Genomic DNA, 15,852 nt, shown 5'->3' on the forward strand with positions numbered 1-15,852 from the left:
TTTTGACAGTTTCATAAAAAACCTTTTTTCAGTAATATTAGCAAAAAAACTTTTTTTTACTAAGAGTGATTATTCATTTATTTAAAAATAAAATAAATCTAAATTTAATTAATCAAAATAATTCTTATTAAAATATTTTCCTAAATCAATCCCGTAAATTTTTTTATTTTTATACATTTTTTCAAGTTCTGTTATTGCAATTTCAAGCTCATGAGATTTTATACCATAATGAATACTCATATAACTTTCCACAAAAGCTCCGAAATGATCGGCCGCTTTAATAAAATTTCCGTCCACTGAATTTGCAATATTTTTAATTTCTTCAATATTTTCAACAATTTTATAACACCCATTTTTAATAATTTTATTTTTAAATTCATCTTTTAAATAGATATTCATTATTTTTTGCATATTTTTTGGAAGAAGCGGCAAAATTTTCTCATCTATTAAAAAATGCTCATAACTTTTAAGTATTTCATCAAGCCCTTTTACCTTGTGTTTAACAGGGGCAATAATATCTCTCGTAAGGGCTTCCGGCAGGTCATGAAAAAGGGCTGTAAAGAAATTGTTAATTATCTTTTCTTTAATAAGCCCGGCCTCTTTTGATAGAAAATATGTAACAACTGCCACAAAAAGCATATGCCCAAGAACTGAAGTTTCAGGAACCCTCGGAGTATTTGCCCATCTTTTTTGAAATCTCATATTTCCGCATAAAGAGATAAAATCATAACTTTTTCTTTTAAGACTAAGTATCCTCACACCCTCTAAGTCATAAAAATCCTCAAGTTCGTTTTCTATATTGTTTTTAATCTCATCCATTCCATATATAAAAGGGGCTGTGTTGTAAATAATGTCAAATTCCCATTTTGTGGCAATAAAACTTGAGGCTGAGTGAAGTCTGTTTTCTATTGAATCATCTTTTTTTAAAATTTTTATATATTCTATCAGTTCATCACTGATTTTTCCCCTAAGCTGATTTATTACAAACTCGTCAAGTTCTTTTCCTCTTTTTTTTCTTAAAAAATGATAAACGGGAGACTTTAAATCGGTAAGAACCGCCCTGTATAAAAGATTGGCAATTCCTAAATTTATAAATTTGTAATAATCTATATCTTTTTCAAAAAAACTGATTAAATAAGCTATTATAAATTTGTGTGCCTGTTTGTCAAGTTCAATAAATTTGACAGGACGTGGCAGGTCGTTCCATCTTTCAATTGTAAATGCGGTAAAAATAAGTCTAATAATTTCGGCATTCATTTTATGCCTTTATATCAAGCAGACTTTTAAACATTTCATCCTCTGTTTTTATGGGTTTACTTTGGGCTTCAAAAGCTTTTGCATTTACATTTTCTTCTATTAAATTTTTGGCTAAATCTTTATTTTTGGCAATATTTTCAGCATTTTTATTAAATTTATCTGCATAATAATTCATGGCACTTATATTTGCATTTATTCTCATAATATTCCTTTTTGTATTCAACATTCATAATTCATAATTTTATTATACCACTTTTGTTATAATTTCACAAAAAAGGTAAATAATGAAACTTTGGGGCGGAAGATTTTCCAAACAGGCTGCAAAAATACTTGATGAATTTAACGCATCACTTCCTTTTGATAAAAAGCTTTATCTCGAAGATATAGAAGGCTCAATAGCACATTCTCAAATGCTGGCAAGTCAGGGAATTATTACACAAGATGAAGCTGAAAAAATAAAAAAAGGTTTACTTCAGATAAAAAAAGAAATAGAAGAAGGTAAATTTCACTGGGATATATCCGATGAAGATATACATATGGCTATTGAAAAAAGACTTATTGAATTAATTGGTGATACAGGAAAAAAACTGCATACTGCAAGAAGCAGAAACGACCAGGTGGCGGTTGATTTTAGAAGATGGGTATTAAAAAGAAACATAGAATTTTCTGAAAAAATAAAAGAGCTTATTGAAGTTTTTATTAAATTAGCAAAAGAAAATATTGACACAATAATGCCCGGGATGACACACCTTCAACACGCTCAGCCAATTAGCTTTGCTTATCATATGCTGGCATACGCCTCTATGTTTAAAAGAGATTATGAAAGGTTTATTGAGAGTTACAAAAGAAATAATAAAAACCCGCTTGGATGTGCGGCACTTGCAGGTACGCCCCATCAAATTGACAGGTTTAATACAACAAAAGCTCTCGGGTTTGATGAACCTACAATTAACTGCTTAGACAGCGTAAGTGACAGGGATTTTGCGTTGGAAATATTGTTTAATATTTCAATGCTTATGATGCATGCAAGCAGAATAAGCGAAGAGATGGTTTTATGGTCAACAAGCGAATTTAGATTTATTACTCTGAGCGATGAATACTCAACCGGAAGTTCCATAATGCCACAGAAAAAAAATCCGGATGTGCCAGAACTTATAAGAGGAAAGACAGGAAGGGCTTATGGGAATTTAATGGCACTTTTAACTGTTATGAAAGGGCTTCCGCTTGCATATAATAAAGACACCCAGGAAGATAAAGAGGGAGTGTTCGACAGCGTAAAAAATGCATTAATTTCTATTGAAATATTAAAAGAAACACTAAAAACCATGAATGTAAATAAAGGAAATATGTATAAAGCGTGTAAAAAAGGTCATTTAACTGCCACTGATTTAGCAGATTATTTAGTAAAAAAAGGAATTCCGTTTAGAGAAGCACACCACATAACAGGAAAAGCAGTAGCATTAGCGGAGAGCAAGGGAGTTGATTTAAGCGATTTAAGTATTGAAGAATTAAAACAAATAGATGAAAGAATAGATAAAGATTTAGATTTAAGCCTTGAAAATTCAATGAATTCCAGAAAAAGTTTTGGAGGCACAGCCCCTGAGAGTGTAAAAAAACAAATTAAGTATTTTGAAAAGTTTTTAAAGGAGCATAATGATAAAAATTAGACATATAAATAATCATATTTACGAAGCCACAAATGGAAAAGATATAATAATAATTGATCCTAAAAAATACACCCCTGTAGATATGTTTGTAACAGGTCTTGCAAACTGTTCGGCATATGATGTTGTAGAACTTTCAAAAGCAAAAGGAGAAATAGAAAATTTTACTTTGGAAGTTGAATATAAAAGAAAAGAAACTTATCCCAAAATTTTTACCGAATTTCATTTTATTTACAGTTTTAATTCAAAAGCGGATAATATGACGGCAAGAAGATGGGTATTAAGTTCACTTGAAACATACTGTTCAACTATAAATACCGTTCGAAATACAAGTAAAATTTATTATACTATCAAACACAATGGAGAAACCATAGCTTTTAAAGAAAGCATATTGTCAGGACAGACACACGAAAACATTCGTGAAGAATTTGAAGACGACGACGGATTTGGCTGTATAGCCTGAGGAGGATAATCAGGGCTTCGTTGAAGCCAAAACATTTCACAAAATCAAATAAAAGGAAGAAAAATGAAAAAATTAATATTGGTTTTAATAGCTGTTTTTGCCTTCGCAAAACATGGCCAGACTAACGACCCTGCCCTTCAGGAAGCACTTCAGGGACATTACATAAAAGCATTTAGAATGTTTGATAAAAGATGCAGTGAAAATGACGGATATGCCTGCGGAATGGTTGCATATTTTTACGACAAAGGTTTGGGGGTAAAAAAAGACCTTAAAGCCGCAATTGATTATTATACAAAAGGATGTGCCCTAAACGACAATGACAGTTGCACTATTTTGGGATATTACTATTATAAAGGAATTGGTGTAAAAAAAGATTTAAACAAAGCTGTAACTTTACTTAAAAAAGCGTGCAACAACCATTCAAAAGACGCATGCAATTATTTAAAAGAAATTGCCAATATAAAATGAAATACGTCATTTACGGCGATATTCACGGATGTCTGGAAGAATGGGAAGAGCTTAGAAAAGAAACAGCAAAAGGGGCTTTTGAAATAAGTGTTGGAGACATACTTGATAAAGGTCCCTATCCTGTTGAAGCTTTGCGTTATGCTAAAAAAAACAAAATTTTTACAATTATGGGAAACCACGAATACAAACATTTAAGAAAATTTTGGGGGAGAAAAGTTCATTTGGATGAAGACCAGCAAAAAATTTATCCAAAGCTTAAACAAAAAGATTTTGATTTTATTTCTTCTATGCCGTTTTTTTTAAAATTAAATCATTTAACAATTCTTCATGCGGGCATTACAAACAGAATTTATCTAAACAATCCACCTTTAAATATTATGACACTGCTTTTATTTTTAAGGGAAGTGGATGAAAACGATAAATTTTTACCTTTAGACAATAATAATCCAAATGCAAGATACTGGGCAGATACATACAATGGACACGAAGGATTTGTGGTATATGGACACAATCCTTTTTTAAATCCAAAAATCAATAAACACGCCATTGGAATAGATACAGGCTGCGTCTATGGAAACAAGCTCACAGCAGCAATTATCGAAGATAGTGTAAAGATAAAATATTCAATTATTCAGGTAAATGCAAAACAAAAATATGCCGAGCCTCACGCACCTTTACAATAAATGGAAAATGTAAAATGGGTTTTGCCCATCTGGCTGCTTGAAAAGCAGCTATAATGATAAAAATGTTGAAATAATGTACATTTTAAATACTTTTAAAATTTGCTGTTAATTCAAAATTGATAAAATAATTTCAAAATCTTTTAAAGCAAACAAAAATAATTTTACTCCAAAAAAGAAAAATAATACAGCTGCTATTTTATTTATTATATTTAGCCATTTATCTTTTATTTTAATTTTAGAGCTTATTACTGCCCCAAAAACAAATGCAGCAATGATTCCTAAAAAAAGACTTCCACAACTTAACATAATATTTTTACTCATAAATGGAGCAATAATTACTGCAAAAAATATCATAGCCTTTGGATTTGATAAATTAAGCAAAAGTGCTTCTTTATAAATATCTTTTGAATTTTTACAAGCTAAATTCAAATGAACTTTTTCCTTAAAAATAATTATAGAGATTCTAAACAGATAAATACTACCTGATATTCCCACAATTATTTGGAAATATATATTTTTACCTATGCTGCTAAGCCCAACGGCCACAAGCGTTAAATAAACAATATTTCCTGTAAGTATTCCGGCAACCGCCGTTAGTGAACTTTTAAGACCATGACAGAGTCCCTGCCTTATTACATAAAATATATCCGGTCCGGGAGTTAATGCAGCAACAAATCCAATACTTGCTAAAATTAAATATTCCAACAAATTCCTTTTTGATAAAATTATATAAAAAAAGAGGTCAAATGAAACCGTTTATTGTAATGGATATTGTAAAAGAAGCCCAAAAATATGAGAATGTTATTCATTTGGAAATTGGAGAGCCTGATATACTGCCCTCACCTAAAATTAAAAATGCCGCATTGAAAGCTATCGAGGAGAACAAATTTTTTTATACAGAGTCTAAAGGATTAAAAAAATTAAGAGAAAAAATTGCAGACTATTATAAATATTTTTACAATGTTGAGGTAAATCCTGAAAATATAATTATTACCACCGGAACTTCCACCGCATTTTTAATTGCTTTTTATTTCAGCAAAATTATTGCAACCCCTACTCCCGGATATCCTTGCTATGAAAATTTTGCTAAGCTTGAAAATAAAAAATTTATAAAAATACCTACTAAATTTCCCAACTATGAAATTGATTTAAAAGCATTAAAAAATATGGGCTTTGACACATTAATGATTTCAAGCCCAAATAATCCTACAGGAAGCGTAATTGAATCTAAAAAACTAAAAGAAATCTGTGAATTTTGTGAAAATAACAACAAACTTTTAATAAGCGACGAACTATATCACGGACTTGTTTATGAGAAAGATTATACAACAGCCTTAAAATTCAATAAAAATGCAATTGTTATTAATGGATTCAGTAAATATTTCTGTATGCCAGGCTTTAGAATCGGATGGATAATTTTGCCTGATAATTTAGTAAGAACTGCCGAAATAATCGCCCAAAACATCCTGATTTCAGCCCCTACTGTTTCTCAGTATGCCGCACTTGAAGCTTTTAATTATGAATATCTTGAAAATACAAAAACTGAATTTAAAAAAAGAAGGGATTTTTTATATAATGAATTAAAAGATGTTTTTAAAATAGCAAAACCTGACGGGGCTTTTTATTTATGGTGCGATGTTTCAAAATATTCAGATAATTCTTTTGAATTTGCAAATGAACTTTTAAAAAAAGCAAAAGTAGCCGTTACACCTGGAATAGATTTCGGTGAATTTAAAAATTATATAAGAATAGCTTATACAAAAGATATAAAAGATTTAAAAAAAGCTCTAAAAAGAATTAAAAATTATCTAAAAATTTGATATAATTACACTCCACGCGGCGGTGGCGGAACTGGTAGACGCGCAAGATTGAGGGTCTTGTGGGCGTATGCCCGTGGGGGTTCGAGTCCCCCCCGCCGCACCACTTAATAGCCTAAAAACCCCATAAATCAATATTTATCAAAATATATAATTAAAATTTACCCACTTGTTTACCCACTAAATTGATTAACAATAACTTTTTGAATCTGAATTAAACTATATGTATTTTATTATCAGTTTATATAATTTTTTAAGATTTATTTGTTTAGTTCTGTTTGGTTTTGGTTTGGAAATTTATTTTTTATTGAATATCTTGTAGCCTTATAAAGAGGAAAAATAGAAGTGAATTGAAGTAATAATTAGTCTTAATTATCAAATAAAAATTTAGCAAACTCATCTTCTTCTTTTTGCAGCCAATCTTTCATTTTTTCGCGGCTTTTTATGCTAAATCCCATTTCTTTTGCAATTTCAAACATTCTTTTAAAGGCATTATCTCTTATCCCTATTAAAGCAGCTTCTGCTTCATTCCATTCTTGAAAAGCAAGTGCATAAGCTCTTATCTTCAATTTAGCTAATCCATTAACTCTATTAAAAATCTTTTTTAATTTTGGGTCATTAACTTTTGCCCTTCCAGCTCCTGGTCTTGCTCCACCTGTTTTATTTAATAACTGTTCTAATTCTTTTATTTGTGCTTTCCAAGCCGCAATAGCTTTTTTATATTCATTCAAATAGTTTTCTTTTTGTTCTTTTTCTCTACTGACATAATAATTAATAAGAGTCGTATTATATTCATCTTCTGGATATTTCTCGCCAAGTATTCTATAAGCCGCTAATTTCAATAAATCATATTAACTGCTTGATATATATTCATTTTCTCTCCTTTATTAAATTGTGTTTTTTTAAATAATTTTTTAATTCTTCAAAATCTTTTTTTATTTTTGATTTGTCAATGTATCTTAATTTTGCAAGTGATAATGCTTCTTCTTTTTTCATTTCCACTCCTTTTTAAGCACGGCTCAAATTCTATTAATTTTTTTCTTATATTTTGGACTTCTTGGATAAATTCATCATTATCAATAACCTCAATATCTCTTTTAATCTTATTAATCAATTCATTTGCCTCATAAGAGATAACAGCTCTTGGGTTATCCCTAATTATTTTTTTCATTTCTTTCCAATAAGAGATATTTTTTTATAATTTTTATAAATAAATTTCTTTAATTTTTTTAATTTATTTTCCAAAATATTAACCTCGCATAATTTTCCATTGTGAATGGTTTGCCGTATTTTTGCCCCATATAAAAAAGTTGACATGAATTGAAGCCATAATTCATTAACTGCTTTTTCATCATAAGCATCTTTATAATCAAATTTTACTGCATATTTTCAAGGTCTAATGTTCCATTTAAAAGATTAATCACACTTAAATTTGTTTATATAGTTTTTCTTTGAAAAGTTCGTCTTTTGCTTCAATAAGAGGTATTCTCTGTTTATTTTCCTTTTCATTTACTTGATTCACATCGCTTTCATATAGTAAAATATTTTTAAGGTTAACATCAAAATCGCTCATTTCATTTCGATACTCCTTTCTTTATATCTTGTGTAGCTTCTTCATTTGATTGTAAAGCAATAAAGCAAGCTAATAAATGAAATACCTGATATACTGCATAAATCACTTAAATCTTTAACTTTTTCTATATCTTTAAAATGTGAAAATTTTTTTCTCAAATCCCATACTGATATACTTCTTCTATTTTGCTGCAGTTCTTTTTTTAATTTTTTATAACTTTCATCTTGTTCGTTTTTATAATCTAAATCTGGTAATACAATAAAATCTGATTCTTATTTGGGAATATTTATTAGCTTGTGTTTTGGATAATGCAATTTTTTATCATATCTGACTCAACATTTTTGCCCTTTTTATTCATTCCCACATATTCAACTAACACATCAAACACATCTCCATTGAATCCAGTTCCAAAATCTTTTGCACTGATTACAATTCCAACTTTTCCAATGATAATTTAATAAACCTTGTTCTGATTTTTGTTATTTGTATTTCTCTTGCTTTCATTTTTTTTGCCTTTAAAGTGGAAGTATTAAGTTTAATGTTCCGCTTATGATTAAAATCTCAATCTGTGCTAAACCTTTAGAATTATTATTTAATTTTATAATACTGTTAAAATGTGGGGTATAGATAGAAAAGTTCCCAGCTGGGTAAAACCTTTCATTGAAAATTACATAAAAGCCAAAAAGTTTGAAACTGCAAAAAAAGCTCTTTGTGAGAATAATTTTTCTTTTTTCTATTTTAAGTATAATCATATTGCTAAACCTTTTAAAGGCTATTGAATCACTTTATTTTTATTGCCTTGTAAAAGAAGATGGACTTGTTTTTCTTTTATAAGGCTTTACCTCATTGGCTTCTTGAAAATTAATCTTTTTATCAGTTTTTAAAAATTCATCTTTTGCTTCTTTGAAATAATTAGTATTGTCAAATATCCATAACTGCACTAACTCGTAATAAGTCAATCCTGCTTTTAAAGGTAAAAGTTCTCTTTTTATACCTAAATATTCCTCAAATGCTTTTTTGTTGATTAAAGTTATTTTCGGACTTGGTTTAAGTGGCTTTGGGAATTCTTTATCTTACTGCTTTTGTTTGTGCGTGTATGGGGGCAAAAGAAAAAATTTTAAAACTTTCATCGGGTTTGTATAATATTTTTTTACTAATAAATTTATAAAATAAATTTTTTAAAGTTTCTTCATCATCAATAAAATAGCTTTTTAAGTTTGAAGTTTATATTTTTTAAAAGTTTCTTTAATAAATGTATTTTTTACAGTTTCATATTTTCTAACTTAGGCTCTTCTAATATTTCATTTGGAAAATATCTTTTTAAAAAATATGAAAAATCATTTTTTAAAAGTTTTTTTATAGATTTTGTATGAATACTATCCACCCAAAAATTGCTATTTTAGGATTACAAGTTAAATAACATAATATGCGGTATTTATTTTATGTGGTCTTATAAGATTTTATAATATATTTAAGAAGTTTTTTAAATTTTTTGGTTTCTAATATCTTCAACTTCTTTTCTCATTTCAAGCATTGAAGTATTGAAGTCAAATGTAACTAAATCTTCATATAAAAACATTAAGCTCTTTTTAATATTTTTATAAGTTCTTCTTATTCTTTTTTTAAGTTTAACATTTTCTAAAAAACTATTATTCAATACTGCTTGCATTTTTTCACGCTCCTGTTTTTTAGTAATACAATTATAGCACATTGAGACTAAGTGAACTTATATTGATACTATTTTTCTTTATTTTTTAGGTGCAAAAAATTTCCTTAAAGAAATACCGTAATTTAGGGGTTTTAATTAATTTAGGGTGCAAAAGGTGCAAAAAATTTGCTAAAAAATTATTTTTGTAAAAATTTAATATTTATTTGCCTTTTAAAGGAAAAAGTTTAATTTTGATGTCAATGGGGTGTAAAAACTGGTGTAAAAAAGGTGTCTTATAACTCATTCTCTATTCTCTTAATAAGCTCATCAGCATTAGATACAAAAGCCTCATTTTTTTCGTTTGTTGCTTTTAGATAATTTTTGCATATTCTTCAATACTTTTTTTATCTCTTCTTCATCATAATATAACCTTTGATGTGTATTTAGATATACATATTATAACATATAATGCCTTTAAAAGAGAAAAAAAATAAAAAAAAATTAAAAATTAATTAAAAACTCTTTTTCTTCTCTCTTCTAAAAAATCGCTTCTCATATAAGCTCTTGTTACTTTGTTACCAACTTTATGAGTTTTTGATTTTCATAAGCAAGTGTTGAAAATGTAGCTCTCCATCCGTGGGGATTATGTTCTTTGGTTAAATATTCCCTGTAATATCATTTTTGTTTTTTCTTGTTTAATGATTTCAATAATATCAGTTCTTGTTATTTCATTAATTTTTTTATTGCCTATAAATGGTTGAATATAATGAATATATGTCCCTAAATAATTCCGATTCTGTAACTTCTTTTCCTTTTAAAAGAAGATTTCTTATTTCTTGTGCTATTTTCCTTGCTTCTGATAATCCAATAGTTGGATAATCTCCAATAGTATAATAACTGTCTTTTTTACCAAGTTTATACCTTAAACGCCATTTATAGCCTCCCCCGCCGCACCAGTATATTTTAATAAAATTTTATAAATTCATAGCTTAAAATTAAGTTTCTTTGATAGTCCATCTAACAGTCCAAAAATTAAATTTTATTTTACATCGCTTTATTACTGATAAGCTTAATACTTCTTGCCAATAAATACCAGGCAAAAAGAGGGCCGAACATTATTCCGTAAGCTAATCTTGAAGCAAGTCTAACTCCCTGTTTTTGAAATATTTTTTTCATTGCTTTTTCAAATTGAGGATATGTTATCTTTTTTTTGTGATATGCCATTAATAATGGCCAAACTAATGCAACTGAACTCATTGTAACTCCGGAAACTACAACTTCAGTTTCATTTACAGGCTCAATGCTGTCTATTAGTTTATCTACATTTTCTTTTGTAATATTTTCAAGCATTTCATTTGATATATCAGTCCCAAATACTTTATGGGCATATTCAGGATTATGTTCAAAATAGTCTGAAATTTCTTTTGTAGTTAAGATGGGAGTATCAGGATATTTTAATAATGCATGTTCAATAATTTCAGGATTATGCGTAGCTTTTAGGGAGAGTGCAATTTTTTCTCCTGTATCTGTATTTGTAAAAATTATATCAGAATCGGGATGTGATTCATTTGTAAACATATGGGCTTTAATATCATCATTATCGCTGTTTTCTAAATCTGTTACTAAAATTTCAAACATTTTGCCTTTTATTGTATTGATAGCCCCTTCTAACTGCTCTGGAGAATATTCGGAAAATCTTTTTGCAATTTCTTCAATTGGTGTATTTTCATCAAATTGAGAAGACCATCTAAGTCTGATAGCCTCTTCAAATATTTTTCCCAAAGGTCCTTGTAATTTATCATAATGACCGCTTAAAAGATAAGCCATAGCAGCTGATGCAAAAATTTCGCCCCTTACTTCTTTTGTGTCGTAAATATCGCCATTAAGCCACATTTTAAGTCTATTGGCTACTTTTTTTAAGTTTTCAGTATTAAAAGTATTTTTTAAAATATTTAATTGATGAATATACAAGTTTTTTGATTTATTAAAAATTTCAAACCACAATCTTTTAGGTATTTTAAAACTTCCGCTTTTTTTTACCTCTTCAAAACCTACCCAAAAGGCTATTCCAATAAGATTGGTAGTAAATATTTCTGCCAATATCAAAGGATTAAGTGGAATTATCGAAAAAAGTGAAAAAGAAAAACTGAGAATTGTTTTAAAAATAAACAATCCTCCTCCTATAATTCCAATATATTTAAAAATTTCAGTAGGTCTTAAAATACTTATGCCTACATGTCTTGCTATGACATATCCCATCCAAGCCTCAAATGCAATAGATACATAAACCCCAACTCCGAGCTGTCCTGGAAGGCCTGCTAAAATTGCATTTATTATTGCTACTTGTGTAATTACATTATAAATATCTTTATCTAAAGTTTTATCAGGATAATAAAATACTTCTTTAAAAGGTTCAAATATAAAATCTCTTAATTTTATATCTTCAAACAGAGCTGAAACTTTATTTATATTATTAGAGAGCCACTCTTGTGCTTTTTGAATATTTATTTTGTTTTTGTAATTGTGGAATTTTGATTTTATGTAATTGTAGATTGTCATAGCATATCCTTGTTATTTAAATAAAAAAGAATTTCTTTCTTTAAAATTTTCAACTTGTTCTTTGCTCATATCCCAAAATATAAGATTTTCATTTTTTTTGAAAAGATTTTTAATTGCACTTGGTTCTTTGTTTATAATATCTTTGTTACTAATTTGTCTATAAATTTATTTTAAAAGATTTTTTTGAAAGTTTTTTATTTCTTATATAATCTTCTATACAATAAAAATTTTTTGATTTAGATAAATATGAAATTTTTTTATAAGCTTTATTAATAACATCCTTAGTTAAAATATCATCATCCTCTATTAAATTCTTTTAAAATACAATTTCTTTAATTTCTCCGTATTTTATTAGTTCTTTTATTATTTCAAAAGTTTTAGGAGTAATATCTTGATACTCATCTAAATATAATACCTGTAAATTATTTAATCTACCTTTTTGTTATAAATATAATTTTTATATTTTTTTAAAAATTTTTTATCTCTTAATTTAATACATTTATTTCTTTTTCTTTTTATTCATTTTAATTCTTAAAACATTCTTTTTAATTCTTATATGTATTATTTAATCTTTTATTAATATTTTTTATCTAATCTTTGTTTTTTATTGTTTTGCTTATTATATCTTTGAAAATTTTTATTTGTAGATTGTTTAAATTTTTCAGCAATTTCACGAAGCTTTAATATTAATTATTCCCTTTTCTTTTAATTCTATCTTTTTCTTTTTTACATAATAGTTTCGATTTTATAGCTAAATCTACTGGGTTTAGATAAATTTTATCTTTTTTGAAATCTTTCAAAGCTTGATAACAATAATATCAATATAATTATTAATAAAATTTTGCAAAATTTCTTCTCTATTTTCTTTTTTTGAATGAAAACTCTCAACCCTATAACCAGTTTCAATATTAATACATTATTTTTATTTAATATCTTCAATAACTTCTTTAGATGCTGTTGCACTAAATAAAGAGTTTTAAATCTCAAAGATTCAGGTGCTATATATAATAAACTAACTTTCCCATTTTTTGCATCTTCTATAAGTTTTATTCTTTCATTAGGAGTCAAAAAACCGCTCAAAGCTCCAGCTAATGAATATTTTATAATGTCTTCTTGGGAAATATCATCATTAAATAAATCATCTTCTAAAGGCTTAAATCATTTTTTACCTTTTTTAAATCTTTCAAAACCTTTATAATATTCATTATTTTTTAAAAGATAAAACAATGAGCATTTAATATTTTTAGGTAATACTGTTTTCCTTGTTTTTTATATTCTGTTTTTAAAGCATCCATTAATTGTATCAATATCAAAAAAAATCAAATTATAATTCAATACATTTTGAATATATTTAATTAAATTTTTTTCATCTAAATTCAACTTTTCAAAATTTTTATCAGATAATTCTTTTAAATCCTTATAAGCCTTGTCAAATCTTCTTTGTTTCTAAAAAATGTCCCTTCATATTTCTTTATCTATATCATATATTTTTCTTTTGGATAATAATTTTATATTCTTTAATAAGAATCATACTCTTTTGTATTTAAATTATTTAATTGATATAAAAGATTTTTTTCATTATCAAAAATTTTTGAATCATTTCTATTTTAAATATTTGTAATCTTCTTGGTGAAAATTCTTCGTTCAATTAATAATGGAATATTATAATTATCTTTTCTGTGATAAATTTCGTTAACCCAAGGACAAATAGATATTATTTTTTTCGCATAATTTTTTCCCGCTTCCATTTTTTCCAATAATAGCCTTATAGTTACAGTTATATTTTGAGGAGAGATTAAAACCTTGATTTTTGATATTTTTATATTCTTCAATCCAAAAATAAAATTCCTTTTCTATTATTATATATTCTCTAAATGCTAATATAATTACAAAAAAAGGGAGAAAGATGAAAAAACATCATCCAAAAATTGAAATGCTAAAACAATATTATGATAAATATAAAAGCTATGACAAAGCTACCCAAAAAATGTTAGAAGAAGGAATAATAGAAGATATAAGAGAAGTAAAAGGGCTTACCCTTGAAGAAATAGGCTATGTTTTAGGAATTACAAGAGAAAGAGTCAGACAGTTAGAAAGCAACGCTATTAAAAAATTAAAACAAATAGCTTTTAAAGAAAAAATAGATTTGAGGGATTTTGTTTAATCAAAACAAAAACCCAAACGGCCAAAGTGGAATTTCATCAAATCCTATTTCAATATCATCTTTTATAATATATGCATTTTCAAGGTTTTTTATTTGTCTTTTAGTTTTATTTTTCCCTCCTATTTCAAATACGTAATTTTCATCCACTATATAATCCCCCTGTTTTGAATATCTGATTGTATGTTTAAAAAGTTGTGATACAAAAAACGATTCTCTTATTGCTCCTTTATTTTGATTTGAACATAAAACATTAAAGAGATTTGGATTATCTAAAAGAATTTTATCCGGCTTTTGAAACAGAGCATTTCCTTTTTTATTGTAATAAAGAAGATGTATTAATTTTCCTCTTAATAAAGCTTCTATATAGTTTTAAATTTTATCTGTTGACTTTTTAAAAGCTGTTTAGTTTTGTTTAGTTTGTTAACTTTTGTTTACTTTTTAAATTACTTGTAAACTTTTAGAAACTTCAAAAAAGAAACTTTTAAGACTTGTTTCCTTTTGTTTCCTTTTCAATTTTCTCTATTAGCGTGATAAAAAAAATCAAGGTATTTTTTTAAAAAAAAGTGTTGCTTTTTTATTTTTACAAGTTCTTAAATCACCTGTAAAAGGGAGCTAATGAAGTTTTTTACCTGTTGCATAAATGTTGCTATTTAAAAAGCTGTGAGTGAGTTCCAATTCTAACGAGGATTAATTCTTCGTCTGTTTTGATGTATATAACTAATAAATCGCCTCCTATATGAAATTCTCTTGTATCACTCCATTCACCTGTTAATGAATGGTCTTTTGCTTCTGCTGGAAGTTCTTCATTATTTAATAGCAGAGAAATATAATTGATAAATTTTTGAAACTGAGTATCACTTATTTTAATTTTCTTCATATCTTTTATGAATTGCTTATGTCTTTTGAGTTTAAGCATTAGCAAATCTTTTAAGCTCATCTATACTTGTTTTTTCCACATTTTTACCAGTTCTTGCTTCTTTAATAGCTTTTTGAGTAGTTTCATTTGGAATTTTTACTTCAAAAGGAAGTCCCTTATGCTTTACTATCATTGCAGTGAAAATGTTAACTGCTTCTGAATAGCTCAAACCTACTTGTCTTAAAATCTCTTTTGCTTCTTCAAAATATTCTTTTTCAATTCTGATACTTGTTTGAGTTTTCATATCAATCCTTTTTTTTTGTTTATTATACACCATTTGGGATATAAAAGCAATCATACCCCCACCCCCCTGAAATTAGTTTTTGTTTTTTCGTGACTGGGCAGCCGACTGATACACCCTAACGCCCTGAAAAGCCCATAATTTCGGCATTTTCTTGGGGTGTAAACCCTTGAAATGCTTACACTTACTTACACCCTAATTATTTATTAAATACTCTAAAACTCTCATAAATAGGGGATTTTGATATGTTTATGTCTTTACACCCTGTAAAAATAGGTTTACCCCCTTTATTGATTTTTAAGCAGAATAAATTGATAAGAGTTTAAGGAAGGATAATATATTTAATGCCTTTAATAGTAAGTAAATTTTTATCGCTTAAAAACTCTGGGTCAATTGCTT

At 27.4% G+C, this 15,852-nt stretch carries 20 protein-coding genes and 1 tRNA gene; 7 read left to right on the forward strand and 14 right to left on the reverse strand.

Features of this window, described 5'->3' with window-relative positions:
* Positions 1 to 108: 108 nt before the first annotated feature.
* A complete protein-coding gene (locus DZ67_RS0100635; RefSeq protein WP_024786779.1) occupies positions 109 to 1,257 on the reverse strand; it encodes an HD domain-containing protein in 1,149 nt (382 codons plus the stop codon).
* A 1-nt stretch (position 1,258) separates the two neighbouring features.
* Positions 1,259 to 1,459 carry a hypothetical protein gene (locus DZ67_RS0100640; protein WP_024786780.1) on the reverse strand — a complete coding sequence of 67 codons (201 nt, stop codon included), beginning with the start codon at positions 1,457 to 1,459 and terminating at the stop codon, positions 1,259 to 1,261.
* Between the two features lie 82 nt (positions 1,460 to 1,541).
* On the opposite strand from DZ67_RS0100640, the gene argH reads away from it, so the two are divergent.
* From argH to DZ67_RS0100660, 4 genes are all read left to right on the forward strand, one after another.
* Complete coding sequence (gene argH / locus DZ67_RS0100645; RefSeq protein ID WP_201767403.1) at positions 1,542 to 2,924, forward strand: argininosuccinate lyase; 1,383 nt, start codon at positions 1,542 to 1,544, stop codon at positions 2,922 to 2,924.
* The gene (locus DZ67_RS0100650; RefSeq protein ID WP_051428147.1) at positions 2,911 to 3,384 is read left to right on the forward strand and encodes an OsmC family protein; all 474 of its coding nucleotides are present in this window, start codon (positions 2,911 to 2,913) and stop codon (positions 3,382 to 3,384) included. Before argH ends, DZ67_RS0100650 begins: the two co-directional genes overlap by 14 nt.
* A gap of 63 nt (positions 3,385 to 3,447) precedes the next feature.
* Positions 3,448 to 3,852 carry a cysteine-rich Sel1 repeat protein gene (locus tag DZ67_RS0100655; protein WP_024786783.1) on the forward strand — a complete coding sequence of 135 codons (405 nt, stop codon included), beginning with the start codon at positions 3,448 to 3,450 and terminating at the stop codon, positions 3,850 to 3,852.
* The gene (locus DZ67_RS0100660) at positions 3,849 to 4,535 is read left to right on the forward strand and encodes a metallophosphoesterase (RefSeq protein WP_024786784.1); all 687 of its coding nucleotides are present in this window, start codon (positions 3,849 to 3,851) and stop codon (positions 4,533 to 4,535) included. Before DZ67_RS0100655 ends, DZ67_RS0100660 begins: the two co-directional genes overlap by 4 nt.
* 105 nt (positions 4,536 to 4,640) lie before the next feature.
* Here DZ67_RS0100660 and DZ67_RS0100665 read toward each other — a convergent pair whose 3' ends face one another.
* A complete protein-coding gene (locus DZ67_RS0100665) occupies positions 4,641 to 5,240 on the reverse strand; it encodes a LysE family translocator (protein WP_024791680.1) in 600 nt (199 codons plus the stop codon).
* Between the two features lie 41 nt (positions 5,241 to 5,281).
* On the opposite strand from DZ67_RS0100665, the gene DZ67_RS0100670 reads away from it, so the two are divergent.
* Positions 5,282 to 6,355 carry a pyridoxal phosphate-dependent aminotransferase gene (locus DZ67_RS0100670; RefSeq protein ID WP_024786786.1) on the forward strand — a complete coding sequence of 358 codons (1,074 nt, stop codon included), beginning with the start codon at positions 5,282 to 5,284 and terminating at the stop codon, positions 6,353 to 6,355.
* A gap of 16 nt (positions 6,356 to 6,371) precedes the next feature.
* Positions 6,372 to 6,458, forward strand: a tRNA-Leu gene (locus tag DZ67_RS0100675).
* 262 nt (positions 6,459 to 6,720) lie between these two features.
* On the opposite strand, the gene DZ67_RS0100680 is transcribed toward DZ67_RS0100675, so the two are convergent.
* From DZ67_RS0100680 to DZ67_RS10505, 8 genes are all read right to left on the reverse strand, one after another.
* A complete protein-coding gene (locus DZ67_RS0100680) occupies positions 6,721 to 7,194 on the reverse strand; it encodes a hypothetical protein (RefSeq protein ID WP_024791681.1) in 474 nt (157 codons plus the stop codon).
* Positions 7,195 to 7,222: 28 nt separating this feature from the next.
* Positions 7,223 to 7,348 (reverse strand): hypothetical protein, encoded by a 126-nt coding sequence (locus DZ67_RS11005; protein ID WP_269078231.1) that lies wholly within the window; start codon positions 7,346 to 7,348, stop codon positions 7,223 to 7,225.
* Positions 7,349 to 7,778: 430 nt separating this feature from the next.
* Positions 7,779 to 7,925, reverse strand: a complete 147-nt coding sequence (locus tag DZ67_RS10495; RefSeq protein WP_156919551.1) for a hypothetical protein — start codon at positions 7,923 to 7,925, stop codon at positions 7,779 to 7,781.
* A 791-nt stretch (positions 7,926 to 8,716) separates the two neighbouring features.
* Positions 8,717 to 8,884: a hypothetical protein gene (locus DZ67_RS10500; RefSeq protein ID WP_156919552.1), complete on the reverse strand. Its 168-nt coding sequence runs from the start codon at positions 8,882 to 8,884 to the stop codon at positions 8,717 to 8,719.
* Positions 8,885 to 9,408: 524 nt separating this feature from the next.
* The gene (locus tag DZ67_RS0100720) at positions 9,409 to 9,594 is read right to left on the reverse strand and encodes a hypothetical protein (RefSeq protein ID WP_024791684.1); all 186 of its coding nucleotides are present in this window, start codon (positions 9,592 to 9,594) and stop codon (positions 9,409 to 9,411) included.
* Positions 9,595 to 10,313: 719 nt separating this feature from the next.
* Entirely contained in the window at positions 10,314 to 10,541 is a 228-nt protein-coding gene (locus DZ67_RS11205; RefSeq protein ID WP_084043356.1) for an Arm DNA-binding domain-containing protein, read from the reverse strand.
* Positions 10,542 to 10,617: 76 nt separating this feature from the next.
* The gene (locus DZ67_RS0100725) at positions 10,618 to 12,132 is read right to left on the reverse strand and encodes a hypothetical protein (RefSeq protein ID WP_024791685.1); all 1,515 of its coding nucleotides are present in this window, start codon (positions 12,130 to 12,132) and stop codon (positions 10,618 to 10,620) included.
* Between the two features lie 1,607 nt (positions 12,133 to 13,739).
* Complete coding sequence (locus DZ67_RS10505) at positions 13,740 to 13,964, reverse strand: hypothetical protein (RefSeq protein ID WP_156919553.1); 225 nt, start codon at positions 13,962 to 13,964, stop codon at positions 13,740 to 13,742.
* Between the two features lie 74 nt (positions 13,965 to 14,038).
* Between DZ67_RS10505 and DZ67_RS0100745 the strand changes: the two genes are divergently transcribed.
* On the forward strand, positions 14,039 to 14,296 hold the full coding sequence (locus DZ67_RS0100745; RefSeq protein WP_024791687.1) for a sigma factor-like helix-turn-helix DNA-binding protein: 258 nt from the start codon (positions 14,039 to 14,041) through the stop codon (positions 14,294 to 14,296).
* Here DZ67_RS0100745 and DZ67_RS10510 read toward each other — a convergent pair whose 3' ends face one another.
* From DZ67_RS10510 to DZ67_RS0100760, 3 genes are all read right to left on the reverse strand, one after another.
* On the reverse strand, positions 14,297 to 14,443 hold the full coding sequence (locus DZ67_RS10510; protein WP_156919554.1) for a hypothetical protein: 147 nt from the start codon (positions 14,441 to 14,443) through the stop codon (positions 14,297 to 14,299). It abuts the gene before it with no gap.
* Positions 14,444 to 14,942: 499 nt separating this feature from the next.
* Positions 14,943 to 15,212 (reverse strand): type II toxin-antitoxin system RelE/ParE family toxin, encoded by a 270-nt coding sequence (locus tag DZ67_RS0100755; protein ID WP_024786808.1) that lies wholly within the window; start codon positions 15,210 to 15,212, stop codon positions 14,943 to 14,945.
* Positions 15,205 to 15,456 carry a type II toxin-antitoxin system RelB/DinJ family antitoxin gene (locus DZ67_RS0100760; RefSeq protein ID WP_024786809.1) on the reverse strand — a complete coding sequence of 84 codons (252 nt, stop codon included), beginning with the start codon at positions 15,454 to 15,456 and terminating at the stop codon, positions 15,205 to 15,207. Before DZ67_RS0100760 ends, DZ67_RS0100755 begins: the two co-directional genes overlap by 8 nt.
* Positions 15,457 to 15,852 lie beyond the last annotated feature (396 nt).

Origin of the sequence: Lebetimonas sp. JS138, assembly GCF_000523335.1 — a bacterium.
Classification (GTDB): domain Bacteria; phylum Campylobacterota; class Campylobacteria; order Campylobacterales; family Nautiliaceae; genus Lebetimonas.